The organism is Azospirillum brasilense (assembly GCF_005222205.1).
Classification (GTDB): Bacteria; Pseudomonadota; Alphaproteobacteria; order Azospirillales; family Azospirillaceae; genus Azospirillum; species Azospirillum brasilense_G.
This window is the reverse complement of the sequence record NZ_CP032345.1, coordinates 637300-661266: the sequence shown is the minus strand read 5'-3', so window position 1 is coordinate 661266 and position 23967 is coordinate 637300. Positions and strand designations below refer to the sequence as shown.

The following is a 23967-nucleotide window of genomic DNA, read 5'->3' as shown; positions in this document are numbered from 1 at the left end:
GTGGGCTTATACCGACGCCCCCGTTCCTGACCCGTTCTGCTTTTTCGGTATCCCTTCCGGCCCATGTCGCTGTTCGGTTCCCTTCCTCGCGCCGCCGCCACCGCCAGCGCGCCGGTCTCCTTTTCGCAGGAGGATCTGGCGCGCGTCTTCGATGCGAAGACGTTGCAGCGCGGCCGTACGCTCATCCTGACCGGAGCGGTGACGCTGCTGGAGGCGGAGGGGCGGATCGCCGCCACGGTGACCGACCTCGGCCGGACCCTGTCGGTGACGGTCGTCCCGGTGCGCGGGCGCAGCCGGGTGGTCTTCGACAAGAGCTGCACCTGCGGGCGCAACGCCTGCGCCCATATGGCCGCGGCGGCGCTGATCACGCTGGACGCCCGTCCGGAAGGGCGGCAGATGTCCCTGTTCGACGCGCCCCCGGCCGCGGAGCCGCCGGCGCTCCAGGCGGTTCCCGACCCGGTCCCCGTGCCGCCGCCGATTGCCGAACCGGTGCAGCCTCCGCCACCTCCGCCGCCCGCCCCCGATCCGGTGCTCAGCGTCCGCTGGACCCTGGAGCCGGGGAAGGACGACGCGGCGATGTTCGTCTCCGCCGTCATCGCGGTGGAAGGGGCGGGGGAGGGCGACGACGTCTCCACGCCCGCCAGCCCGCGCGACGTGCTGGCCCGCGCGCCGCGCAGCCTGGACGGCGACGTGGACCGCGCCATCGCCCGGCTGCTCGGTGGCGGCGGGGTGGTGCGCACGCCGGTCGCCAAGAGCCGCGGCGACGTGGTGGACCGCATCCTGCGCCGGCTGCTCGGCTGCGGGCGGCTGCGCTGGCGCGGCGGCACGATGCTGGCGGAGGGAGCGGGGATGACCATCCGCGCTTTCCGCGACCCGGCGACGCGCAAGCTGCGCCCGACCGGACTGCCGCCCGGCGCCGCGCTGATCAAGGGGCAGGGTTATTGGTGCGTCGATCCGAAGGGCGGCACCGTCTGCCCCGTCGAGCTGCAGGTCGTCGAGGTGCCGAAGCCCAAGGCCGCCGTCGCTCCGCCCCCCGCCAAGGCGGCTCCCGCGAAGGCGGCGCCCCTGAAGGCCTCCGCCCGGCCCGCGGCGGCCCGGCCCGCACTGGAGCGACCGGACTTCCCGGCGGCCTCCGCCTTCGCCGCGGGCATGCCCGGCGGCGTGCGCATGGGCTCCGATCCCGCCGCGACCATCGTCGAGCGCGACCCGCGCGTCGTCGCCCGGCTGGGCCGGGTGGTGTCGCCGGACGGCGGGCTTGTGGACGTGCTGCGGCTGGCCTTCGACTATGGCGAGGAGGATTCCCCCTCGGAGATCGAGCCCGACGACCAGCGTCAGTTCGCCCGCGTCGAGGAGCCCGCCGGGGCGGTCTTCGTCCGCCGTGACAAGGCGCTGGAGCAGGGCGCGCTGGACCGTCTGGCCGCCTTCGGCTTCGCTCAGGCGCGCATCGAGCCGCCCAAGGGCCAGTTGAACGCCCGCGGCACCCGCGTGCACTGGCTGACCGGCAAGGACGCCGACGAACGCTGGGCGGCCTTTCTGAAGACCGAGGTGCCGGCCCTGCGCAAGGACGGCTGGACCGTCGAGATCGGCGCCGACTTCGGCACCCGCGTGGTCGAGGCGAACGAGGAGGTGGCGGTCGCCGTGCGCGATTCCGGCGACGGCTGGTTCGACCTCGACGTCGGCGTGGAGATCGACGGGGAGCGCCGCGCCCTGCTGCCCATCCTGGCGACGCTGATCGAGCGCGGCGGCATGGAGGCGACCCGCGTCATCGACGGGCGCGCCCATCTGGTGCTGGACGACGGCAACGTGCTGGCCCTGCCGGCGGAGCGGGTGGAGCGGCTGCTCAGCGTCCTGGAATCCATGCTCGACAGCGGGCGGCGGCTCGACGACACGCTGAAGGTGCCGCTGACCGAGGCCGACGGGCTGCTGGACATCGACGACCTGATCGCGCGGCGCACCGAGGACACCGGCCAGATCGACCGCTACCTGCGCACCATCCAGGAGCAGGAGATGCCGGCGGAGATGGACCCGCCGCCGGGCTTCCAGGGGACGCTGCGCGACTACCAGCGCGTCGGTCTGGCCTGGATGCAGGGGCTGCGGGCCAACCGGGTGGCCGGCATCCTGGCCGACGACATGGGGCTGGGCAAGACCGCGCAGACGCTGGCCCACATCGCCATGGAGGAGAAGGAGGGGCGGCTGACCGATCCCTGCCTCGTCGTCGTGCCGACCAGCCTCGTCCCCAACTGGGTGGCCGAGGCGCAGCGCTTCACGCCGCATCTGCGGGTGGTCGTGCTGCACGGTCTGGACCGGCACGAGAAGCTGGGCGACCTCGACCGTGCCCACATCGTGGTGACCACCTACGGCGTGGTCGGCCGCGACGTCGAGGTGCTGAAGCGCCGGGACTGGCACATGCTGATCCTCGACGAGGCGCAGGCGATCAAGAACCCGGACAGCAAGGCGACGCGCGCCGTCTGCGCGCTGAACGCCCGCAACCGGCTCTGCCTGTCCGGCACGCCGGTGGAGAACAATCTCGGCGAGCTGTGGAGCCAGTTCGCCTTCCTGATGCCCGGCCTGCTCGGCGACCGCAAGGAGTTCGGGCGCCGCTACCGCACGCCCATCGAGAAGCGCGCCGACGGCACCCGCGCCAAGCAGCTGATGCGCCGCATCCGCCCCTTCCTGCTGCGCCGCACCAAGGAGGCGGTGGCCAAGGAGCTGCCGCCGAAGACCGAGGTGGTGGTGCGCATCGACCTGGAGCCGGCGCAGCGCGACCTCTACGAGACCATCCGCCTGTCGGTGAACGAGACGGTGCGGGCGGCGCTGGCGGTCAGCGGCGTGTCGCGCAACGCCATCACCATCATCGACGCGCTTCTGAAGCTGCGGCAGGTCTGCTGCGACCCGCGTCTGGTCAAGATCCCCGCCGCCGGCAAGGTGAAGGAGACCGCGAAGCTCGACGCGCTGACCGACATGGTGCTGGAGATGGTGCCGGAAGGCCGGCGCATCCTGATCTTCTCGCAGTTCACCACCATGCTCGACCTCATCAAGCTGCGGCTGGAGGAGGCGAAGATCGGCTATGTCGAGCTGACCGGGCGCACGCTGGACCGCGCCGAGCCGGTCAACCGCTTCCAGAACCGCGAGGTGCCGGTCTTCCTCATCAGTCTGAAGGCGGGCGGGCGCGGCCTCAACCTGACGGCGGCGGACACGGTGATCCACTACGATCCCTGGTGGAATCCCGCGGCGGAGGATCAGGCGACCGACCGCGCCTACCGAATCGGGCAGGACAAGCCGGTCTTCGTCTACAAGCTGATCGCCGCCGACACGGTGGAGGAGCGCATCCTCGACTTGCAACGGCGCAAAGGAAACCTGTCCGACGCAACCATCGAGGGCACCGGTCTCATCAGTGCACTTGAAGGCGGGGACATCGACTATCTGCTGGGTAGGGCGGCGGACTGACCAAACCCTCGGGATTACCGCCCTTCCCGGTCTGGCCTTTGCCGGTCCATGGCATAGATCCTTGAAGACGAAAGCACTGCGTTCGTTTCCCTTGCAACGGGGAGGGCCATGGCATCGACGAAGCGGGACACCGCACCCGATCCGGAACGGCTCATCGGCGCGTGGCGCGACGCCGCCGCGGACGCCCGCCGTTGGCGTGACGATCCCGACCGCGTGGCCGCCCTGAAGGCGGCGCGCACCCGGCTGCACCAGCCGCCGCCACCACCACCGCGCCCGCCCCAGCGGGTGCTGGCCGACGAGCTGCGCGCCGCCCGTGCCGCCTGGGAAGAGGGGCAGGGGCTGGACGGCACGTCCCGCGCCCTGGCCTACGCCAACCTGAAGCGCTGGGAACCCGGCCTGTTCGGCTACAGCGAGACGCAGCGCTCCACCGCCGGCAAGATCGCCGCGTCGGAAGCGGCCGAGTCGCGGCGCGACGCGCAGGAGCGGGCGGAGGCCCAGGCCCTGCTGCGCGCCTTCCGCCGCGTCCAGGAGCGCGCCCGCAGCACCGCCCGTGCCGTGCAGGCGGATCCCCGCGCCCGCGCCATGGCGGCGGACGAGGGGCTGATGCTGCCACAGGGCGGCCGGTCCGGCGGTGTGACGGCTCCGTGAAGCGCCGTCTCAAGGCCGACGACGAGCAGGCGTCCTTCGCGCTGTCGCCCCCGGTTTTGCCCGACGAGAGGCTGCTGGAGATCCACCGCCGGCTCTGCCTGATCTTCGGCTGTCCGATCGCCTATTTCCGCGCGCTCGACCCGCTCAGCGAGTTGGTGTCCTCGCTGCTGTCGCACCGCACGCGCAACGCGGCGTCCGGCGCGGCCTTCCGCGCCTTGCGGGCGCGCTGGGGGGAGGACTGGGCGGCGGTGCGCGACGCCGACCCGGCGGAGGTCGAGGCGGTCATCGCCGGGGTGACGTGGCCGGAACAGAAGGCGCCGCGCATCCAGGCGATCCTTCGCCGGATCACCGAGTTGCGCGGCGAACTCTCCCTGGACTTTCTTGCGGAGATGACGGTGCCGGAGGCGCGGGCCTGGCTGCAGGCGCTTCCCGGCGTCGGCCCGAAGACCAGCGCCGCGGTGATGAGCTTCAGCAGCCTGCGCCGTCCCGCTCTGCCGGTGGACAGTCACCACCATCGCGTCGCCGTGCGCACCGGGCTGATCCCGCCCAGCGTGGCGGTCGGTCCGTCGCACACCGTCCTGGAGGCGCGTCTTCCCCCGGAGTGGACGGCCCAGCAGATATACGACCATCACGAGGTGATGATGCTGCACGGGCAGCGGGTCTGCTTCTACCGCAACCCGGCCTGTGAGCGGTGTGTCCTGCTGGAGCTGTGCCCGGAGGGGCAGGGGCGGATGGCGGGTGGGCCACCGCCCCAGGAGAGCCGGGGATAAGGAGTCAGGGGGTCTCGCCTGCCTTCCCCTTGTAGTTTTCGGCCTGACGGCGGTCGTCTTGCAGTTCGCGCGCCATCTCCTGATCGATCTTCGGGTCGATGGATTTCGCTTCGTCCGCCAAGCTCTTGGCCTTGCGCGTATCGCCCTGGGCCGCCGTCTCTATAGCCTCTTCAGCGAGATCGTGGGCTTTGCGGTGCTCGGGACTCTGTTCATGCTTGCCGGTCATGAATGTCTCCTTGCCGAATGATCGTCAATTGATGAGGGAGGGCGGGCGGCGCATGCCCGGCAGGGGGGAGGGGTTGCTGCGCTGCGAGCGTTCTCCCGTCGCGGCCTGCTCGGCGGCGTCGAGCATGGCTTCGGCCTGCTTCTGCACGGCGGCGGCGCGGGCCTGGTCCATGGGGTCGCTGCTTTCCTTCCGGACATAGCCGGCGGCCTGCTCGGCGAGATCGAGGGTTTCGACCACCTCGTCCATCGTTTCCTCCAGCGCGGTCACATCGACCTTTTTGCCGGTCATTTCGTCGTCTCCGTCGTTGCGGTTGGTGAAGCCAACAGGAGCGGAGCGGTCGCCGTTCCCGATTTGGTAATCCATGCAGCCAGCCGAAAAAAATCGACGCGGGTGCGGGAATAGTTTTTTGCAGCGCACGTTCGTCTGTGTGTCCGGTGGCGCCCGCCACCCATCCTACCCAGGCTTGCGAAATCCCCACATGAGCAACCCGAAGCGTTCGATCCGGTCTGCGGCCTTGGCCGCGGCGATGCTCGCCGTGACTGCCGGCCACGCGTCCTTCTGGTCCTGGCGCAACGCGCCCACTCCTGTGGACGCCGTGCCGGGTCGCATCGAATCCGTCTCCTACTCCCCGTCGGGCCGCAGCTACGACCCGAACCACCAGCCGGTGGTCGACGCGGTGGAGCTGGACCGCGACATGACCGCCATCGCCGGCTTCGCCGACGGTGTCCGGACCTACTCCACGCTGGGCTCCCAGGGCGACGTGCCGGCCATCGCCGCCAAGCATGGCCTGGATGTCACGCTGGGCGTCTGGCTGAGCGACGACAAGGCCCGCAACGAGCGCGAGGTCGCCCGCGCCATCGTGCTGTCGCGCACCGTGCGCGGCATCGAGCGCGTCGTGGTCGGCAACGAGACGCTGCTGCGCGCCGAGCTGACCGACGCGGAGCTGGCCTCCTACATCCGCCGCGTCCGCGCCGGCGTGCCGAAGCACATCAAGGTCGGCACCGCCGACGTGTGGTCGGAGATCGTCAAGGCCAAGGAGACCATCGCGGCGTCCGACTATATGGGCGTCCACGTCCTGCCCTACTGGGAAGGCGTGCCCGTGGAGAACGCGCTGACCTGGATCCGCGACCGGCTGGACACCGTGCGCAAGGCGCATCCGGGCAAGCCGCTGTTCGTGGGCGAGGTGGGCTGGCCGTCGGGCGGCGAGAACTTCCACGACGCCTATCCGACGCCGCAGGCCCAGGCCTTCGTCGTCCGCAACTTCGCCGCCGAGGCGGGGATGCTCGGCATCGACTACAACGTGGTCGAGGCGTTCGACGGCGTGTGGAAGTCGAGCATCGAAGGCTCGCCGGGCCCGACCTGGGGCGTGCTCGACGCCGACCGCGCGCCGAAATGGCCGCTGGCCGGCGACGTCCCGGCCCCCTGGGGCGACCGTGCGGGCGCCGCCGTGGCGCTGGCCCTCGGCCTCGCTTTGTCGGCCTTCGCCGCCTTCCGCCGCCGCACCAACATGACCTACGCGCTGGCCGCGTCGGTGGGCGCCAACATCGTCGGCTTCGGCGTCGGTTCGGCCGTCGCCGGCGCCTACGCGGAATACTTCACCTTCGGCGCCGCGACCACCTGGGGCTCCGCCTTCCTGCTGGGCGCGCTGATGATGTCGGTGGCCTTCGCCGACCTGACCGAGGTGGCCCGCCGCCTGTTCACCGGCCGCGCCCCGGCCCTGCTGCCGCGGGTTCCCGCGGTGCCGGAGCACAAGCCGATGGTGTCCGTGCACATCGCCGCCTGCCGCGAGCAGCCGGACGTGCTGGCCGCCACGCTGACCTCGCTGGCCCGCGTCGACTACCCGGACTACGAGGTCGTCGTCCTCATCAACAACACCGAGGACGAGGCGCTGGTCCGCCCGGTCGAGGAGCTGTGCGCCGAGCTGGGCCCGAAGTTCAAGTTCCACTGGTACAAGAAGATCAGCGGCTTCAAGGCCGGCGCGCTGAACGCCGCGCTGCGCCACACCGACCCGCGCGCCGAGATTGTCGCCGTGCTCGACGCCGACTACACGGTGGAGCCGGACTGGCTGAACAAGCTGGCCCCTACCTTCGCCGACCCGCGCGTCGGCATCGTCCAGGCCCCGCAGGAGCACCGCGACGGCCATGAGACGCCGCTGAAGGCCGCCATGACCGCCGAGTACCGCCCCTTCTTCGACGTCGGCATGCAGGAGGGTCTGACCTCCCAGGCCTTCGTCTGCCACGGCACGATGATCATGCTGCGCCGCTCCGCCATGGAGCAGGTCGGCGGCTGGTCGGAAGAGGGCATCTGCGAGGACACGGAACTGGGCATCCGCATCCTGTCGGCCGGCTACCGCGCCGCCTACACGGACGAGCGTCTCGGCCAGGGCCTCGCCCCCGACAACTTCATGCAGTTCCGCAAGCAGCGCGACCGCTGGGTGTTCGGCTCCACGCAGATCCTGCGCGCCCACTGGCGGAAGTTCCTGCCCGGCGCCAAGGAGCTGACGGTCGGCCAGAAGATCGGCTACCTGACCAACTGGGCGCGCTGGTGGTCCGACGCGGTGGGCGTGCTGGCCGCCGGTGCGGCGGTCACCTGGACCTTCGCCTCGCTGGTCCTGCCGCTGCACCTGCCGCCGGTCCAGGCCACCGCCGCGGTGCTGGGCGCCCTGGTCCTGCGCGCCGGGTCGAGCCTGCTGGCCTCGCGCTACGCCTCCGGCAACTCGTGGAAGGAGAGCTTCGGGGCCTGCGCCGTCGGCATGGCGCTGTCCACCACGGTGGCGCTGGCCGCTCTGCGCGGCGTGGTCCGCAAGCGCGACGCCTTCCGCGTCACCGCCAAGGGCGGCAAGCGGACCCAGGGGGCCTTCTGCGCCAAGCCGGAAGCCTGGCTCTCGGGTGCGCTGCTGGTCTCCGCGGTGACCGCATGGTTCGCCAACCCGCTGGGCACCCTGTCGCTGGAGCTGTGGGCGATCCTGCTGACCGCGATGGCCGTGCCCAACCTGATGGCCGTGGGCCTCGCGATCGGGGACATGCTGCCCGCCGGCACCCCGCGCCCGGCGCCGCTGCCCGCCCCGCAGGGCGTGGCCCAGCCCGCCGCCGCCCCGGCCAAGGGCGCCAACGAGCCGGTCGCCGCGTAATCGCGCAACCCTGAACGGAGAAAGCCCCCTTGCCGCCGGCAAGGGGGCTTTTCTTTGTCGAAGGCTCAGCGCTTGCCCTTCTTTCCCTGGATGCTGGTGATCTGCTGGGAGGCAACGTTGCCCTGGCCCATGGCGGCGTTGAAGGCGCTGCCGACGTTGTTGAACTGGATGCCGCCGCTGGCCAGCGCCGCGGGCAGATGCGGCAGCGGACCGAAGTTGCTCATCACCGGGTCGAAGAAGCCCTCGGGCGGCGGGCCGCCGTTGCCGGTGGTCACCCCCGGCTGGGGCTTCGGAGTCGGAGCCTTCGCCTGCACCGGGGGTGGAGCCTGCACCGGAGCGGCGGCCTGGAGCGGGGTTGGCGTCTGCCCGGAGGAGGCCGGCACGGCAGGCTGCTCTGCGACACCACCAGCGCCGCCGCCACCGCCGGCGGACCCGTCCGCACCCTGGATGATGAATTGCTCCGTCACGTTGCTGTCGCCGAAGGACAGGGCCAGCGAGCTGTCGAAGTTGTTCACGATGAAGGGCGCGTCGATGAAGGTGAAGTTCGGCACGATCGGTTCCGGCGGCGGCTGGCGGCTGGCGGCCAGCGCCTGGCCCTTGTTGAAGCCGCCCAGGAAGCCGGCGTCGCCGCGGATCTTGGCGATGGCCTGCTGGTGCGTCGCCTGCCGGCTGACGTTGGGGTTGGTCACCGTCGCCCCCGGAGGCGCGCCGCGCCGGGTGGCGTTGACGAAGACGGGCTGGCGCGGCAGCAGCGGCGGCATCCCCATGCCCATGCCCATCGACATGCCAACCGCCGCGCCGAGCTGAGGGTTGACGGAGAAGCCGCCGGCATCCTGGGCGGCGGCGGTCCCGCCCAGCAGCGCCAGGGCGGCGAGGCCGGACAGCAGCGGCGCGAAGCGGCGGATGCGGATCATGGCGGGGCTCCTCTGTTCGGCGGTGTGCGCTGATCCTAGGGCGCCCGGGCGGGGAGCCGCTGTGAGGCGGACCACAGGTGGGGCGCTTTACGCCTCTTCCTCAAAAGGGAAGTTCTTGCCGAAGGGGCGGTCGGGCATCGGGGCGGCCTGCGGGGGCATCGGCGGCATGGGCATCGGCTTCAGGTCCGGCTGCGACGGGCCGCGGCGGCAGGCGGTGTGGCCGTTCACGGTCTCGCAGGTCAGCGCGCCCGGCCCGGTCACGCAGGTCGTCCGGTCGTTGACCGTCTGGCACGACAGCGAGCCCGAGCCGCGGCTGCACACCGTCTTCCCGTTGACCGTCTGGCAGGCGAGGTTTTCGGCGGCGGCGGTCTGCGGGGTTCCGGCCAGGGTCAGGATGGCGGCGAGCGCACCGAAGACCGGCAGGGCGAAGCGGAGCATGGCGGCAGTCCTCCAATGAGGAATCCGGAAGGAGGCGCCGCCGGGTGGATCGGCGGCGCCGGGTGGGGTGGATCACTGGGCCTTGAGACCAAACAGACTCTGCCCGGCGGCGTTGCCGATGCCGGCGGCGACGTTGGTCGTCACCCCGACGTTGGTGTCGAGCAGGCCGCCCTTGCCGAAGCCGAAGGTGACGCCGGTGACGTTCTGCTTGGCCTTGTTGCCGATCCCGGCGGCGACGTTGGTGGCGACGCCGACGTTGGTGTTCACCAGCGACCCGCCGGTGCCCTGCTGCATGGTGAAGACGTTCTGCTTGGCCTTGTTGCCGATCCCCGCCGCGAGGTTCGTCGCGACACCGACGTTGGTGTTGGAGAGCGAGGGCGCCGCGGCGAAGGGGCTGCCGAAGCCCGGCTGCATCATCATCGGGTTGACCGGCATGCCGCCGGTCTTGAGGTCGTTGGCGAAGGCGTGGGGCGCGGCGAGCAGCGTGGTGGCGGCGACGGCGATCAGGGTCAGGCGGCGCATGGGCAGGGTCTCCTCCGGGGTGTGGGGCGATGTCCGTGGAGGAGAGGGTAGGCGGATGCCGCCCCCGCCGCTGTGGCCTGGGCCACAGTCGGAGGGTGATTCGGGCGGTTTGTGGGAGGTGTTGCCCGCTCCCTAACCCTCCCCCGCTTCGCAGGGGAGGGGACTGCCGCCGCTTCGCAGAAATCTCCCTCCCCTGCGGTAGCGGGGGAGGGCCGGGGTGGGGGCAAGCCGGCGCTCAGCGCGCGTGTTGGTCCAGGAATTGGCGGCAGGAATCGAAGTCCTGGGTCACGGCGTCCGGCAACTCCACGCCCTTGCGGTCGGCGAGGCTGCGGGCGAAGGCGACCATCTTGTCGGTCGGGGCCTTGCGCCGTGCACCGCTCGACGGTGCGGCGGGGGCCGGCGGGACGGTGTCGGCCACCGGGCTGATCGAGTCGGAGACCTCCGGCGCGGCCTTCTTGCGGCTGCGCCGGGGCGTCTTCGGCGCTTCGCCATCCATACCGACGATGGCAACCGCCGCCTTCCGTGTCCGGCGCGGCGCCGTTCCGGTGGCGCGCGGGCTGGCGGAACGGCGCCGCCCGACTCCCCGTCCGGCGCGGATCGGGCCGCCGCGGACGCCGAGGTCCACCGCGGGACCCCGGTTGCCGACCAGCACGCCGATCAGCCGTCCAGCCTCGTCGGCGATGCCGTCGATGACGCTGCGGAAGTCGGCCCGCCCGACGACCACCTCGTCCAGCCGCATCTCCCACAGGGCGGTGGTGCCGGGATCGACCAGCGTGGGGGCGGCGCCGCGCAGCGTCTCGAACAGCTGCAGCCCGGCGGGGGTGGGCACCAGCCACTTGCCGTCGGCGCCCAGCAGGTTCTGCCGCCGCAGGCCCTTGATGATCTCGGCGCGGGTGGCCGGGGTGCCGATGCCCTTGGCCTCCTTCAGCCGGTCGCGCAGCGCCGGGTCCTCGACGAAGCGCCAGGCGTTCTGCATGGCGTCGACCAGCGTGCCCTCGTTGTAGCGCGGCGGCGCTTGGGTCCGCTTGGCCTCCACCCGCGGCTCGGACAGGCGGGCGGGCTCGCCGTCGGCCAGCGGGGGCAGGGTCTGCTCCTCCTCCTTCTCGTCGGGCTTGCCGTCCGTCTCGGCGGAGCCGAAGGCCGCCTTCCAGCCGAGCTTCAGGGGGATGCGCCCGACCGCGCGGAAGACCACCGGCTTGCCCTCGACGGGCACGTCCATCAGGACGGTGGTCTGGCGGTACTCGTAGTCGGGCATGACCGCGGCGAGGTAGGAGCGGCAGATCAGCGCGTAGAGCCGCTTCTCGTCGTCGGTCAGGCGGTTCAGCCGGCTTTCCAGGTCATCCAGGACATTGACGTTGGGCACGATGGCGTGGTGCGACACGCCCTCCAGCGCCTTGTCGCAGAAATGGCCGGACTTGCCGCGGCGGATCACCGGGCGGGAAATGTCCAGATGGGCGAAGCCGCGCAGCCGGGTCAGCGCCCCGGTGATCGCCGGAACGTCGGCGATCTGGTTCTCCGAGAGGTAGCGCGCCTCGGCGCGCGGGTAGGTGATGAGCTTCTTGCCCTCGCCGTCGTAAAGCTCCTGCGCGACCTCCAGCGTGCGGTCGGCGGTCCAGCCCCAGCGTTGGCCGCAGGTCTTCTGCAGCGCGGGCAGGTCGTAGAGCTTCGGCGGGGCCTGCCGCCGGTCCTCCACCGTCACCGACAGGGGGCCGCCATGGCCATCGGCGGCGCGGGCGATAGCCTCGGCGCGGGCGCGGTCCTTGATGCGGTCCTTCGGCGGCGGAGCGTGGCGCATCAGGAAGGAGCCGCCGGCGGCGGTGGCCGTCGCCACCACCTCGAAATAATCCTCCGGCTTGAAGTTGCGGATCTCCAACTCGCGCAGGCAGACGATGGACAGGGTCGGCGTCTTCACCCGCCCGATGCCGATCACCCCGCGCGTCCCCGGCGCCAGCAGCGTCTTGGTCGCCGTGCGGGTCAGGGAGAGGTTGAAGATCTGGTCGGCCTGCTGGCGCGCCACCGCCGCCTCGTAGAGCGGGCGAAGCTCGGTGTTCGGCTTCAGCTTGGCGAAGGCATCGCGGATCGTCTTGGGGTCCTGGGCGGTGAACAGGGCGCGCTGCACCCGCCCGCGGAAGCCCAGATGCTCCAGGATCTCCTGCCCGATCAGCTGCCCCTCGCGGTCGCAGTCGGTGGCGAGGATGACCTGGTCGCAGCCCTTCAGGGCCGCCTTGATCGCCGCCAGCTTCGCCGTTTTGTTACCGCCGCTGTCCGGCCGGGTCGGGTAGAGTCCGTCCGGCTTCAGCAGGGTGGGCGACCAGCGCTTCCAGTCCGGATTGACCTCGTCCGGCTCGGCCAGCCGCAGCAGGTGGCCCTCGGCCGGCAGGATGCGCCCGTAGCGATCCCCCAGCGCGGCGCGCAGGTCCTTTGCCTGACTGGATTTTTCCGTGATGATGAGCGTGGCCATGGCCGCCATGGTAAGACGAACATGAAAACGTATCAAGAACACATGATGGCTGTTCTGCGCGGACTCCTGGTCGCGGCGCCGCTTCTCGCCGCTGCCCTTCCGGCGGCGGCGCAGAACCCGCTGCTGCCGGGGATCGGGGCGAAGGACCGGCGGGTGGTGGTGGACGCCACGCACGCGCCGTGGAACAGCCTCGTCAAGGTGCAGAGCAATCTCGGCGCGCGCTGCACCGGCGTGCTGGTGGCGCCGCGCCGGGTGGTCACCGCCGCCCATTGCCTGATCAACCGGGCGCAGCGTTTCCTGCCGGCCTCCTCCCTGCACGTGCTGTTCGGTTACGAGCGCGGGGAGTACCGGCAGCACCGCGCCGTCGCCGCGCTGGAGACCGGCGGCCCCTATGACACGGAAAGGCGTCTCGACGGACTCGTCGGCGACTGGGCGGTGCTGACGCTGGACGGCGACGCGCCTGAGGGGATGCCGCCGCTGCCGCTCGCCCGAGTCCCGCCGGACGCCGGCACGCCGCTGATGCTGGGCGGCTACAGCCAGGACCGCGCCCACCTCGTCACCGCCGACACCGCCTGCGCGGCGCGCGGCATCAATGACACCGACCGCGGGCCGCTGCTCGTCCACGACTGCGACGGGACGCGCGGGGTCAGCGGCGCGGCGCTGCTGGTGCGCACGCCCAGCGGGAATGGGGGCGGGAATGGGGGCGGGAATGGGGGCGGGGATGGGGCGGGGGAGGGCTGGGCGGTCGCCGGCATCGCGGTCGCCGCGGTCAGCGGCCCCAATCCCCGCAACATCGCCGTGCCGAGCGCCGCTTTCGTGGCCGCGGTGGAGGGAAATACGCCTTCTTTGCGGTGATGCACGGGCGCGGGGCAGCTTTGAGCGGTGGCGCCTCATTTTTTGCTAGGCCCCTGGGCGTGAATCGCATAGACGTACGCGCGTTCAAGACCCCGTAACCGGAGCCGTACCGATGTCGATCCAGCGCTTCCATTCCGGACCGCGCATGAGCCAGATGGTCATCCACAAGGACACGGTCTATCTGGCCGGCCAGGTGGCCAACGATCCGACTCCGGACGTGGAGACGCAGACCCGCCAGATCCTGGGCCAGATCGACGCCCTGCTGGCCGAGGGCGGCTCCGACAAGAGCAAGCTGCTGTCCGCCACCATCTATCTGACGGACATGGCCGGCTTCGGCGCGATGAACAAGGCGTGGGAAGCCTGGGTCGATACGGCCAACCCGCCCGCCCGCGCGACGGTCGAAGCGAAGCTCGCCGCGCCGGAGTACCTCGTTGAAATTCAGGTGACCGCGGCCAAATAAGCTGCGTGACGGGGCGACCCGGCTCCCTCGGTTGGGGTTTGCCGGCGTGGCCCACCAGACTGTGAGGGCCGCGTGCTTCGAAAAAATCCGGAAGGCTTGACCTTCCGGATTTACAGAACGTTAATCACGCCTTAACAGATCATCCGTAAAACCCCGACCAACCTCTGCCGCCGGAGCGGACGACCGTCGTTGCGCTTCGATAGCTGCGTTACAGTAATGGATTCGCAACATGCCGCGCCAAACGCCTCTTTCTGACATCCGGAACATCGGCATCATCGCCCACGTCGATGCCGGCAAGACGACGACCACCGAGCGCATCCTCTACTACACCGGTCGTAAGCACACGATCATCGACGTGCACGAGACGAAGGACCTGAAGTCCTCGACGACGACCGACTACATGGAGCAGGAGCAGAAGCGCGGCATCACGATTCAGTCGGCTGCCGTCTCGGCCTTCTGGCGCGGCAAGAAGATCAACGTCATCGACACCCCGGGCCACGTGGACTTCACCATCGAGGTGAACCGCTCGCTCCGCGTGCTCGACGGCGCGGTCGTCGTGTTCGACGGCGTGGCCGGCGTTGAGCCGCAGTCCGAGACCAACTGGCGCCTCGCGGACAACTACAACGTTCCGCGCATGTGCTACGTCAACAAGATGGACCGTTCGGGCGCGAACTTCCGTCGTTGCGTCGACATGATCAAGACCCGCCTGGGCGCCCGTCCGCTCTGCCTGCAGGTTCCGCTGGGCTCGGAAGACAACTTCCGCGGCATGGTCGATCTGATCGAGATGAAGGCCTACGTCTGGTTCTCCGACGACAAGGACTCCAAGTGGGAGATCTGGGAGATCACCGACGATCTGGCCGCGAAGCTGAACCTGACCGTCAAGGAAGACCTCGACAACATCGAGAGCATCCCGGCGCTCCGCTCCGAGCTGGTCGACACCGCCCTGGAGATGGACGAGGCCGCGATGGAGGCCTACCTGGAGTCCGGTGAGGAGCCCTCGCCGGAGGTCCTGCGCGCCTGCATCCGCAAGGGCACGATCACCAGCACCTTCACCCCGGTCCTCTGCGGCTCGTCCTACAAGAACAAGGGCGTGCAGCAGGTCCTGGACGCGGTCGTCGACTTCCTGCCGGCCCCGACGGACGTCGAGGCCATCAAGACGGTGGACGAGGACGGCAACCCGAACGGCGAGCGTCTCAGCTCCGACGACGCGCCCTTCTCGGCGCTGGCCTTCAAGGTGCTGAACGACACCTACGGCTCGCTGACCTTCGTCCGCGTCTATTCGGGCGTGCTGACCAAGGGCATGTCGGTCCTGAACACCACCCGCGGCAAGCGCGAGAAGATCGGCCGCATGGTCGAGATGTTCGCCGCCCAGGCCAACCCGATCGAGGAAGCCCGCGCCGGCGACATCATCGCGCTCGTCTCCCTGCAGGAGACCGACACCGGTGACACGCTCTGCGACGCCTCGGCGCCGGTGATCCTGGAGCGCATGCGCTTCCCCGACCCCGTCATCAGCGTCTCGGTCGAGCCGAAGACCAAGGGCGAGCAGGAGAAGTTCTCCATCGCGCTGGGCAAGATGGTTCGCGCGGACCCGTCGCTGCGTCTGGAGACCGACCGTGAAACCGGTCAGACCATTCTGCGCGGCATGGGCGAGCTGCACCTGGAAGTGACGCTGGACCGTCTGCGCACGGAGTTCGGCGTGGAAGGCAACATGGGCAAGCCCCAGGTCGCCTACCGCGAGACGATCACCAAGCCGGTCGAGTACACCTACACCCACAAGAAGCAGACCGGCGGTTCGGGCCAGTTCGCCGAAGTCAAGATCATCTTCGCGCCGCTGGAGCGCGGTGAGGGCTTCGTGTTCAAGGACGAGACGGTCGGTGGCACGGTGCCGCGCGAGTACGTCCCGTCGGTCCAGAAGGGCCTGGAGATGCAGAAGGAAGAAGGCGTGCTCGCCTCCTATCCGACGGTCGACTTCAGCGCCCGCCTGGTGGACGGCAAGTACCACGACGTCGACTCGAACGCCCTGACGTTCGAAATCGCCGCCAAGGCCTGCTTCCGTGAGGCCCTCAAGCAGGCCGGCCCGATCCTGCTCGAGCCGGTCATGAAGGTCGAGGTCGTCACCCCGGACGATTACCTGGGCGACGTCATCGGCGACGTGAACCGCCGCCGCGGCACGGTGCTGGGCCAGCTCGAGCGTGGCACCAACATCGCCGTGGAGGCCCATGTGCCGCTGAACGAGATGTTCGGCTACATCGGCCAGCTCCGTGGCATGACCTCGGGCCGCGCGTCCTACTCGATGGAGTTCAGCCACTACGAGCCGGTGCCGCGCAACGTCACCGACGAAATCGTGGCGGGCCGCAGCAAGGCCGCCTGATAACGGGCTGCTGCTTATAGGGGAAGGGGCCGGCGAAGCGATTCGCCGGCCCTTTTTCTTTGTCCGGCGGGAACTTTGCCGGCGCCACCCCGGCGGGATGAGGGATTCTTCTTGCGGCGATACTCCTTTCGGATCAGTGTTGCCGGCAGGTGACGCATCCCAGTTTTTGGGAATGACCCAGCGAATCTTCTTGCCCGTGGCCTTCCTGGCCCTTCTGCTCCTCGGCGCTACCGGCCCCGGTTCGCGGGCCTGGGCAGGGCAGGAGGACGCGCGACTTGGTGGCTTGTTCCAGGACCTGCAGACCGCCGGCGACGCGGTCGCGGCGGAGGCGGTCGAGGACCGCATCTGGGATGTCTGGCTGGAGCATCCCAACGACGACCTCATCGTGCTGATGCACCATGGCGTGCAGAGCCTGAACGCCGACCGCTACGGAGAGGCGCTGGCCGCCTTCGATCAGGTGGTCGCCGCCGACCCGGCCTACGCCGAGGGTTGGAACAAGCGGGCCAACGCCGAATACATGCTGGGCGATTACGACGCCGCGGTGCGCGACATCCGCCGGGTGCTGGCGCTGGAGCCGCGGCATTTCGGGGCTTTGGCCGGGCTGGGCCTCGTCTACCTCGCCATCGACCAGCCGGCGGGCGCGCTGCGCGCCTTCGATGCCGCGCTGGCCATCAACCCGCACCTCGACCGCGTCCGCCAGCAGGCCGCCAACATCCGCCTGCGCATGGCCGGTTCGGCCCTGTGAACGCGAGGCGGCGTCCTAAAGCGAACTTCCGTTCGCTTTAGACTCTTAGCGCCTCATTCGCCGGCGGACTCCGGTCGCATGTGCGACCGGGACCGCCGGCGCGGTCCAAAGCGGATTGCAATCCGCTTTAATCCCTCCCTGAAAAACTTTTAATCCGCCTGCAAGCCCCCCGTGACTCGGCGTCCGCTAGGTTCAGGACAACGAACAACGCATGCCAGTCACGGAGAGCAACCGATGTCCACCCCCGCCAACGCCGGACGCGTCCCGCGGTCGAGCCGGGTGCGGCGTACCATCGCCGCCGTCCTCCTCGGCACCACGGTGCTGACCGGTCCGTTCCTGATCGCCAACCAGTCCACCGCCGCGGCCGCCGAAAGCGCCCTGACGCAGAACATGCCGGGCAGCTTCGCCGATCTGGCGGCCAAGGTGTCGCCCGCCGTGGTGAACGTCTCCACCACCCAGCAGGCCAAGGCCGAGCGCGGCACCCCGCGCATGCCCGGCTTCCCGCCGGGGTCGCCGTTCGAAGAGTTCTTCCGCCAGTTCCAGGACCAGTTCGGCCAAAACGGCGCTCCGGGTGGCGACGACCAGTCCGACAACCAGCCCGAGGGCCAGCCGCGCGGCAAGATCGGCTCGCTCGGCTCAGGCTTCATCATCGACGCGGCCGGCTATGTGGTGACCAACAACCATGTCATCGACGGCGCCGACGAGATCAAGGTCACGCTCCAGGACGGGACGGAGCTGCCCGCCACGCTGGTCGGGCGCGACGCCAAGACCGACATCGCGCTGCTGAAGGTGAAGTCCGACAAGGCGCTGCCCGCATTGGATTGGGGCGACAGCGACGCCGCCCGCGTCGGCGATTGGGTGATGGCCGTCGGCAACCCCTTCGGGCTGGGCGGAACGGTGACCAAGGGCATCATCTCGGCCCGCGGGCGCGACATCCACAGCGGCCCCTATGACGACTATCTGCAGCTCGACGCCGCCATCAACCGCGGCAACTCGGGCGGTCCGACCTTTACCCTCGACGGCCGGGTGATCGGCATCAACACCGCCATCTATTCGCCCAACGGCGGTTCGGTCGGCATCGGCTTCGCCATCCCGTCGAACATCGCCAAGCAGGTCGTCGCCCAGCTCAAGGAGAACGGCCATGTCGAGCGCGGCTGGCTGGGCGTGAAGATCCAGGAGATCTCGCCGGAGATCGCCGAGTCGGTCGGCCTGTCCCAGAGCAAGGGTGCCCTGGTCGCCGAGGTGACACCGGACAGCCCGGCCGCCAAGGCCGGCGTGCGCCAGGGCGACGTGATCCTGGCCTACGGCGGCAAGCCGGTGAACACGCTGCGCGACCTGACCCGCCGGGTGGCCGACACCAAGGCCGGCGACACGGTGGACATGACCGTGGTGCGCAAGGGCAAGGAGACGACGCTCACCGCCCACATCGCTCCGCTGCCCGCCGAGCAGCGCATGGCCGCCGCCGAGGGGGCCGGCCCCGCCGCCGACAGCGCGGTGGAGACCGTCAACGGGCTGAAGCTGGCCCCGCTGGACGGCGCCACCCGCAGCCGCCTCGGCCTGGGCGAGGGCGTCAAGGGTGTGGTCGTCACCTCGGTGTCGCCGCAGGCCGGTGATCTGCCCGTCCGTCCGGGCGACGTGATCGTCAAGGTCGGCGACCACAGCGTGACCTCCCCCGCGGAGGTGACCAAGAGCCTGCACGAGGCCGAGAAGGATGGCCGCAAGGCGGTCCTGCTGCTGGTCAACCGCGGCGGCAACGAGAGTTTCGTCCCGCTGAAGCTCGTCAAGGCGTGACGCAGGGTAACACCGGCGATCCTCCCGTCTCCGGTGTGATGGGGTGGAGGATGTCCGCGGTGCGAACCCCCGCCGCGCGGACGTCCTCCCCCTTCGTGTCGTTTGGCCCTTTCCCCTCCCCGCAGGGGCGGGGGCATTCACCTTTGGACTCGCGGAAGGATGCGGTAGACTCATGCTCATGAAAGTCCTCGTCATCGAAGACGACCAGCAGGCCGCCTCCTATCTGGCCAAGGGGCTGAAGGAGGCCGGGCATGTCGTGGACGCCGCCAACGACGGCAAGGAGGGGCTGTTCCTGGCCGGCTCCGAGCATTACGACGTCATGATCGTGGACCGCATGCTGCCGGGCCGCGACGGGCTGTCGTTGGTCGAGATCCTGCGCGCCACCGGCAACGACACGCCGGTGCTGTTCCTCTCCGCGCTCGGCAGCGTCGACGACCGGGTGAAGGGGCTGAAGGCTGGCGGCGACGATTACCTGACCAAGCCCTTCGCCTTTTCCGAGCTGCTCGCCCGGATCGAGGTGCTGGTGCGCCGCCGCAGCGCCGCCCAGCCGCAGACCCGCCTTTCGGTCGCCGACCTGGAGCTGGACCTGCTGTCGCGCACCGTCCGGCGGGCCGGCAAGTCCATCGACCTGCTGCCGCGGGAATTCGCCCTGTTGGAGTATTTGATGCGCAACGCCGGCAGCGTGGTGACCCGCACCATGATGCTGGAGAATGTGTGGGACTATCACTTCGACCCGCAGACCAACGTCATCGATGTGCACATCGCCCGCCTGCGCCAGAAGATCGACAAGGATTTCCCGACGCCGCTGATCCACACGGTGCGCGGCGCCGGCTACAGCCTGCGGGCGCCGCAATGATGGTGCTGCGGTGATGGCGGCGGCGTCCGTGGCGATGGGCCGGGACGCGTGAAGGCGGTCCTTCCCACCCTGCGCCTTCTGCGCACCACGCCGTTCCGGCTGGCCCTGCTGTATCTCGGCCTGTTCATCATTTCGGTCGGAGTGATCCTGGGGGTCGTCTACCGCTCCACCGCGGGCTTCCTGGAGGAGGAGATCGGCGCCACCATCGCGCTGGAGGTCGCCGGGCTTCAGGACCAGTACCGCAGCGCCGGCCTGCGCGGGCTAGTCGATTCCGTGCGCGAGCGCAGCGGCTATTCGCACACCAACTCCATCTACCTGCTGACCACGCCGGGCGGCGTCATCCTGGCGGGCAACCTGTCGGGCTGGCCCGACGCCACGGCGGGACCGGGCGGCTGGACCCATTTCAAGATTTCCGACTATGGCGGGGTGAACAACCGGCCCTCCACCGCGATGGCGGTCAGCTTCGTCCTGCCGGGCCAGTTCCGCCTTCTGGTGGGCCGCGACATGAGCGAGCTGGACCAGCTCCGCGGGCGCATGGTCGTGTCGCTGCGCTGGGTCTTCCTGGTGACGGTGGTGCTGGGGCTGGGCGGCGGCCTGCTTCTGGCGCGCGGCGCCATGCACCGGATCGAGGCGATCAACCGCACCACCCACCGCATCATGGCCGGCGACCTGTCGGGCCGCGTCCCGCGTGGCGGCGGCGGCGACGAGATCGACCGGCTGGCCGGCAACCTGAACGCCATGCTGGACCAGATCGAGCGGCTGATGACCGGCATGCGGCAGGTCACCGAGAGCGTGGCGCACGACCTGCGCACGCCGCTGTCGCGCCTGCGCGCCCGCGTCGAGCTGGCGCTGATCCGTGAGACCGACGACCCGGAGGTCTACCGCGCCGTGCTGCAGGACACCATCCTGGAGGCCGACCGGCTGCTCGCCACCTTCACCGCCCTGCTGTCCATCGCCGAGGCGGAGTCCGGCGCCAACCGCAAGGCGCTGGAACCGGTGCGGCTGGCCGACGTGGTCCGGCTGGCCGCCGACCTCTACGAGCCGGTGGCGGAGGAGAAGGGCCTGACCCTGGTCACCGACATCCGGGCGGAGCCGACCGTGCGCGGGAACGAGCAGCTGCTGGCCCAGGCGGTGTCGAATCTGCTGGACAACGCCATCAAATACACGCCGGAAGGCGGGCGCATCACTCTGCTGCTGGAGGGCGCCGGGCCGGGGCAGGCCGCCCGCGTCACCGTGGCGGACAACGGTCCCGGCATTCCGCCTGAGATGCGGGAGAAGGTGCTGGAGCGCTTCGTCCGGCTGGACGCCGCGCGGGCCTCGCCGGGGAACGGGCTGGGCCTCAGCCTCGTGGAGGCGGTGGCGCGCCTGCACGACGCGTCGCTTCGGCTGGAGGACAACGAACCGGGCCTGAAGGTCGGCATCGTCTTCCCGCCGGACGCCGGTTGACGCTCTTCATAAGGGGCGCGCCCCACAAGAAAAGAGCCCGCCGTTTCCGGCGGGCTTTTAAGGTGACATCAGCGAGAATGACTCCTTGGCGTCAGACATGATATGGGGCGCGAACCGTCCGGGCGCATTCGGATAAGCGTATTAGCACGAAGGTGCTAGAGGCTTGGCGGTGCAACAGTTTCCTGCGGGTGGCGTTTGTCCATCGGACCGGCATGCCGGGCAACACGGCGGGAAGACACGATGGACGCGACGAGACAGGCCCCCCTTCAGGCTTCCGTGCAAGCTGGGGAGCCGGCAGCCGCCGGGCGGAACACCGCGACCGAACTGAAGCTGTTCACCTGGAAGATGCTGATCGCCGCCGGGGTGCTCGGGACGCTGTTCCTGGCTTGGCAGGTGGCCGACGCGCTCCTGTTGGTCTTCGCCGGCGTGCTCCTGGCGATCCTGTTCCAGCGCATGGCGGGGCTGGTGCGGCGCTTCACCGGGCTGCCGCAGGGTTGGTCGCTCGGCGTCGTGCTGCTTCTTCTGGCGGTGCTTCTGATCGGCGGCGGCGTTCTGATGGGCCAGTCGGTGGTCAGCCAGTTCGACCAGCTCTCCCAGCAGATTTCCGGCGCCGTGCAGCAGCTTCCCGGCTCGCTGCGCGACCAGATCGCGCAGCAGGGGCAGGACGCCTCCTCCTGGCTGAACCGGCTGCAGACGGTCGCCTCCAGCGTGATGTTCTTCCTGGGCGATCTGGTTGTGGTGATGTTCACGGCCATCTACCTCGCGGCCTCGCCCGGCGTCTACCAGCGCGGCGTCATCCTGCTGGTGCCGCCGCGCGGCCATGAGCGGGCGCGGGAGGTGATGGACGTGATGGGGGACTCGCTGTGGAAGTGGCTGATCGGGCAGCTTTCGGCCATGGCCATCGTCGGCGTTCTGACCACCACGGGCCTGCTTCTGCTGGGCATCCCGAGCGCTCCGGCGCTTGGCCTGCTGGCGGCCCTCCTGGAGTTCGTGCCGCTGATCGGCCCCTTCCTGGCGGCGGTCCCGGCGATCCTCATCGCCTTCGCCCAATCGCCGCAGGACGCGCTGTGGGTGGCGCTGCTCTACCTGGCGATCCAGCAGGTCGAGGGGAACGTCGTCATGCCGCTGATGCAGAAGAAGGTGGTGGACCTGCCCCCGGTCATCACCATCGCGGCCATCGCAGCGGGGGGCGTGCTGTTCGGGCTGATGGGCATGTTCCTGGCCACGCCCTTCGCGGTGGTGATGCTGGTGCTCGTCAACATGCTCTACATCGAGGACAAGCTGGGGGAGGGGCGGCACTTCCCCAGCGAGGACAAGGCATAGGTTGATCCCGGTCCTCAGGCCACCTCCGCCCCGGCCTTGGCGGCGTCGGCGGCGGAGCGCAGGGGAAGCTCCTTCAGGAACAGGGTCAGCGCGAAGGACACCACCGCCAGCCCGGCGGCCAGCAGGAACAGCGTCGAGAAGCCGTGCTCGAACACCGACTGGGCGGTGGAGCGGGCGGCGGGGGCCAGATTGGCCAGGGCGGACGGGCCGCGCTCCATCACCTCGCGCCCGCTGATGCCGGGCAGGCCGGCGGCGTTCAGCCGGGCCTCGACGTCGGCGGCGAAGACCGCGCCGAACACCGCCACCCCGACCGACCCGCCGAGCGAGCGGAAGAAGCCGACCGAGGCCGTGGCCGCACCCAGGTCGCGGCGGTCCACTGCGTTCTGCACGGCGACCGTCATCACCGGCATGACCAGACCCAGCCCGATGCCCAGCGGCACCAGGATCAGCGTGGACCACAGCCCGCTCTCCGACACCGTCGGCGACAGACCGAGCGTCAGATACATCACCGCCGCCAGCGCCAGACCGGCCAGCGGGAAGACCTTGTAGCGGCCGGACTTGGAGATCAGCCGCCCGCCGCCGCCCGCGCCCAGCACCATGCCCAGCACCATCGGCAGCAGCAGGAAGCCCGACGTCGTGGCGCTGGTCCCGGCGACGAGCTGCGAGCGCAGCGGCAGATAGACGATGCCGGCGAACAGCACCATGGCCGACACCGCCACCACCGGGTTGGCGACCGCCACCACCGGCTCGCGGAACAGGTGCAGCGGCAGGATCGGCTCATCCACCCGCCGCTCGTGCCACAGGAAGACCCCGAGCATGGCGAGGCCCAGGACGCACAGGCCGAGGATCGTCGGGGAGGTCCAGGGCAGGGCGACGCCGGCGCGCGACACCACGAACAGCAGCGAGGTCACCGTGCCCATCAGCAGCGCCGCCCCCAGATAGTCGATGGTCGGCTTCGCCCGCCCCGCCGGCAGGCGGTCGAGCGCCCGGCTGGTCATCAGCAGCGCCGCCGCCCCCAGCGGCAGATTGATGAGGAAGATCCAGTGCCAGCTCAGCCGTTCCGTGAAGACGCCGCCCAGCAGCGGCCCGGCCACGCTGGACAGGGCGAAGATGCCGCCGATGTAGCCCTGGTAGCGCCCGCGCTCGCGCGGAGCCACCACATCGCCGATGATGGTGAAGGCCAGCGCCATCAGACCGCCGCCGCCCAGCCCCTGGATGCCGCGGAACAGGATGAGCTGCCCCATGCTCTGCGCCAGCGCGCACAGCACCGACCCGACCAGGAACAGGAAGATCGCCACCTGGAGCACGCGCTTGCGCCCGTAGAGGTCGCTCAGCTTGCCGTAGATCGGGGTGGTGGAGGTCGAGGCCAGCAGATAGGCGGTGACCACCCAGGGCAGGTTTTCCAGGCTTCCCAGATCGTGGGCCATGGTCGGCAGGGCCGTCGCGACGATGGTCTGGTCCATCGCCGCCATCAGCATGGCGAGCGCCACCCCGCTGAACACCCGCATGATCTCGCGGTGGGTGAAGACGGCGTGGTCGTTGGAGGCGTCGGTCATGGTCTCGG

19 protein-coding genes are annotated in these 23967 nt (G+C 70.0%); 12 read left to right on the top strand and 7 right to left on the bottom strand.

Going from position 1 to position 23967, the window contains the following annotated elements:
• Nucleotides 1-63: 63 nt before the first annotated feature.
• The 3 genes from D3869_RS03285 to D3869_RS03275 all read left to right on the top strand — a co-directional run bounded on the left by D3869_RS03285 (nt 64) and on the right by D3869_RS03275 (nt 4865).
• Nucleotides 64-3447 (top strand): DEAD/DEAH box helicase, encoded by a 3384-nt coding sequence (locus tag D3869_RS03285; protein ID WP_137138937.1) that lies wholly within the window; start codon nt 64-66, stop codon nt 3445-3447.
• A 108-nt stretch (nt 3448-3555) separates the two neighbouring features.
• Nucleotides 3556-4095, top strand: coding sequence for a hypothetical protein (locus tag D3869_RS03280; protein WP_137138936.1), 540 nt, complete (start codon nt 3556-3558; stop codon nt 4093-4095).
• Nucleotides 4092-4865: an endonuclease III domain-containing protein gene (locus tag D3869_RS03275; RefSeq protein WP_137138935.1), complete on the top strand. Its 774-nt coding sequence runs from the start codon at nt 4092-4094 to the stop codon at nt 4863-4865. Before D3869_RS03280 ends, D3869_RS03275 begins: the two co-directional genes overlap by 4 nt.
• A 4-nt stretch (nt 4866-4869) precedes the next feature.
• Here D3869_RS03275 and D3869_RS03270 read toward each other — a convergent pair whose 3' ends face one another.
• Together D3869_RS03270 and D3869_RS03265 are read right to left on the bottom strand one after the other, a co-directional pair.
• On the bottom strand, nt 4870-5091 hold the full coding sequence (locus D3869_RS03270) for a hypothetical protein (RefSeq protein ID WP_137138934.1): 222 nt from the start codon (nt 5089-5091) through the stop codon (nt 4870-4872).
• Nucleotides 5092-5115: 24 nt separating this feature from the next.
• Entirely contained in the window at nt 5116-5379 is a 264-nt protein-coding gene (locus D3869_RS03265) for a hypothetical protein (protein ID WP_137138933.1), read from the bottom strand.
• Nucleotides 5380-5569: 190 nt separating this feature from the next.
• Between D3869_RS03265 and D3869_RS03260 the strand changes: the two genes are divergently transcribed.
• Nucleotides 5570-8221, top strand: a complete 2652-nt coding sequence (locus D3869_RS03260) for a glycosyltransferase (RefSeq protein ID WP_137138932.1) — start codon at nt 5570-5572, stop codon at nt 8219-8221.
• Between the two features lie 65 nt (nt 8222-8286).
• Here the strand turns inward: D3869_RS03260 and D3869_RS03255 are convergent, their stop codons facing one another.
• From D3869_RS03255 to D3869_RS03240, 4 genes are all read right to left on the bottom strand, one after another.
• Complete coding sequence (locus tag D3869_RS03255) at nt 8287-9135, bottom strand: hypothetical protein (RefSeq protein ID WP_137138931.1); 849 nt, start codon at nt 9133-9135, stop codon at nt 8287-8289.
• Between the two features lie 87 nt (nt 9136-9222).
• Nucleotides 9223-9573, bottom strand: coding sequence for a hypothetical protein (locus D3869_RS03250; protein WP_137138930.1), 351 nt, complete (start codon nt 9571-9573; stop codon nt 9223-9225).
• Between the two features lie 72 nt (nt 9574-9645).
• Complete coding sequence (locus D3869_RS03245) at nt 9646-10095, bottom strand: hypothetical protein (protein ID WP_137138929.1); 450 nt, start codon at nt 10093-10095, stop codon at nt 9646-9648.
• A gap of 235 nt (nt 10096-10330) precedes the next feature.
• On the bottom strand, nt 10331-12556 hold the full coding sequence (locus tag D3869_RS03240) for a DNA topoisomerase (RefSeq protein ID WP_137138928.1): 2226 nt from the start codon (nt 12554-12556) through the stop codon (nt 10331-10333).
• 42 nt (nt 12557-12598) lie between these two features.
• On the opposite strand from D3869_RS03240, the gene D3869_RS03235 reads away from it, so the two are divergent.
• From D3869_RS03235 to D3869_RS03200, 8 genes are all read left to right on the top strand, one after another.
• On the top strand, nt 12599-13411 hold the full coding sequence (locus tag D3869_RS03235) for a trypsin-like serine peptidase (RefSeq protein ID WP_247895704.1): 813 nt from the start codon (nt 12599-12601) through the stop codon (nt 13409-13411).
• Between the two features lie 112 nt (nt 13412-13523).
• Nucleotides 13524-13871 (top strand): RidA family protein, encoded by a 348-nt coding sequence (locus tag D3869_RS03230; protein ID WP_137138927.1) that lies wholly within the window; start codon nt 13524-13526, stop codon nt 13869-13871.
• Between the two features lie 229 nt (nt 13872-14100).
• The gene (gene fusA / locus D3869_RS03225) at nt 14101-16242 is read left to right on the top strand and encodes an elongation factor G (protein ID WP_137138926.1); all 2142 of its coding nucleotides are present in this window, start codon (nt 14101-14103) and stop codon (nt 16240-16242) included.
• A gap of 283 nt (nt 16243-16525) precedes the next feature.
• On the top strand, nt 16526-16987 hold the full coding sequence (locus D3869_RS03220) for a tetratricopeptide repeat protein (RefSeq protein WP_247895703.1): 462 nt from the start codon (nt 16526-16528) through the stop codon (nt 16985-16987).
• A gap of 234 nt (nt 16988-17221) precedes the next feature.
• Nucleotides 17222-18778, top strand: a complete 1557-nt coding sequence (locus D3869_RS03215) for a DegQ family serine endoprotease (RefSeq protein ID WP_137138924.1) — start codon at nt 17222-17224, stop codon at nt 18776-18778.
• 178 nt (nt 18779-18956) lie between these two features.
• Nucleotides 18957-19634, top strand: coding sequence for a winged helix-turn-helix domain-containing protein (locus tag D3869_RS03210; RefSeq protein ID WP_137104221.1), 678 nt, complete (start codon nt 18957-18959; stop codon nt 19632-19634).
• 48 nt (nt 19635-19682) lie between these two features.
• Entirely contained in the window at nt 19683-21080 is a 1398-nt protein-coding gene (locus tag D3869_RS03205; protein WP_137138923.1) for a sensor histidine kinase, read from the top strand.
• Between the two features lie 240 nt (nt 21081-21320).
• Nucleotides 21321-22403, top strand: coding sequence for an AI-2E family transporter (locus tag D3869_RS03200; RefSeq protein WP_137138922.1), 1083 nt, complete (start codon nt 21321-21323; stop codon nt 22401-22403).
• A 14-nt stretch (nt 22404-22417) separates the two neighbouring features.
• On the opposite strand, the gene D3869_RS03195 is transcribed toward D3869_RS03200, so the two are convergent.
• Nucleotides 22418-23959: an MDR family MFS transporter gene (locus D3869_RS03195; protein WP_137138921.1), complete on the bottom strand. Its 1542-nt coding sequence runs from the start codon at nt 23957-23959 to the stop codon at nt 22418-22420.
• Nucleotides 23960-23967 lie beyond the last annotated feature (8 nt).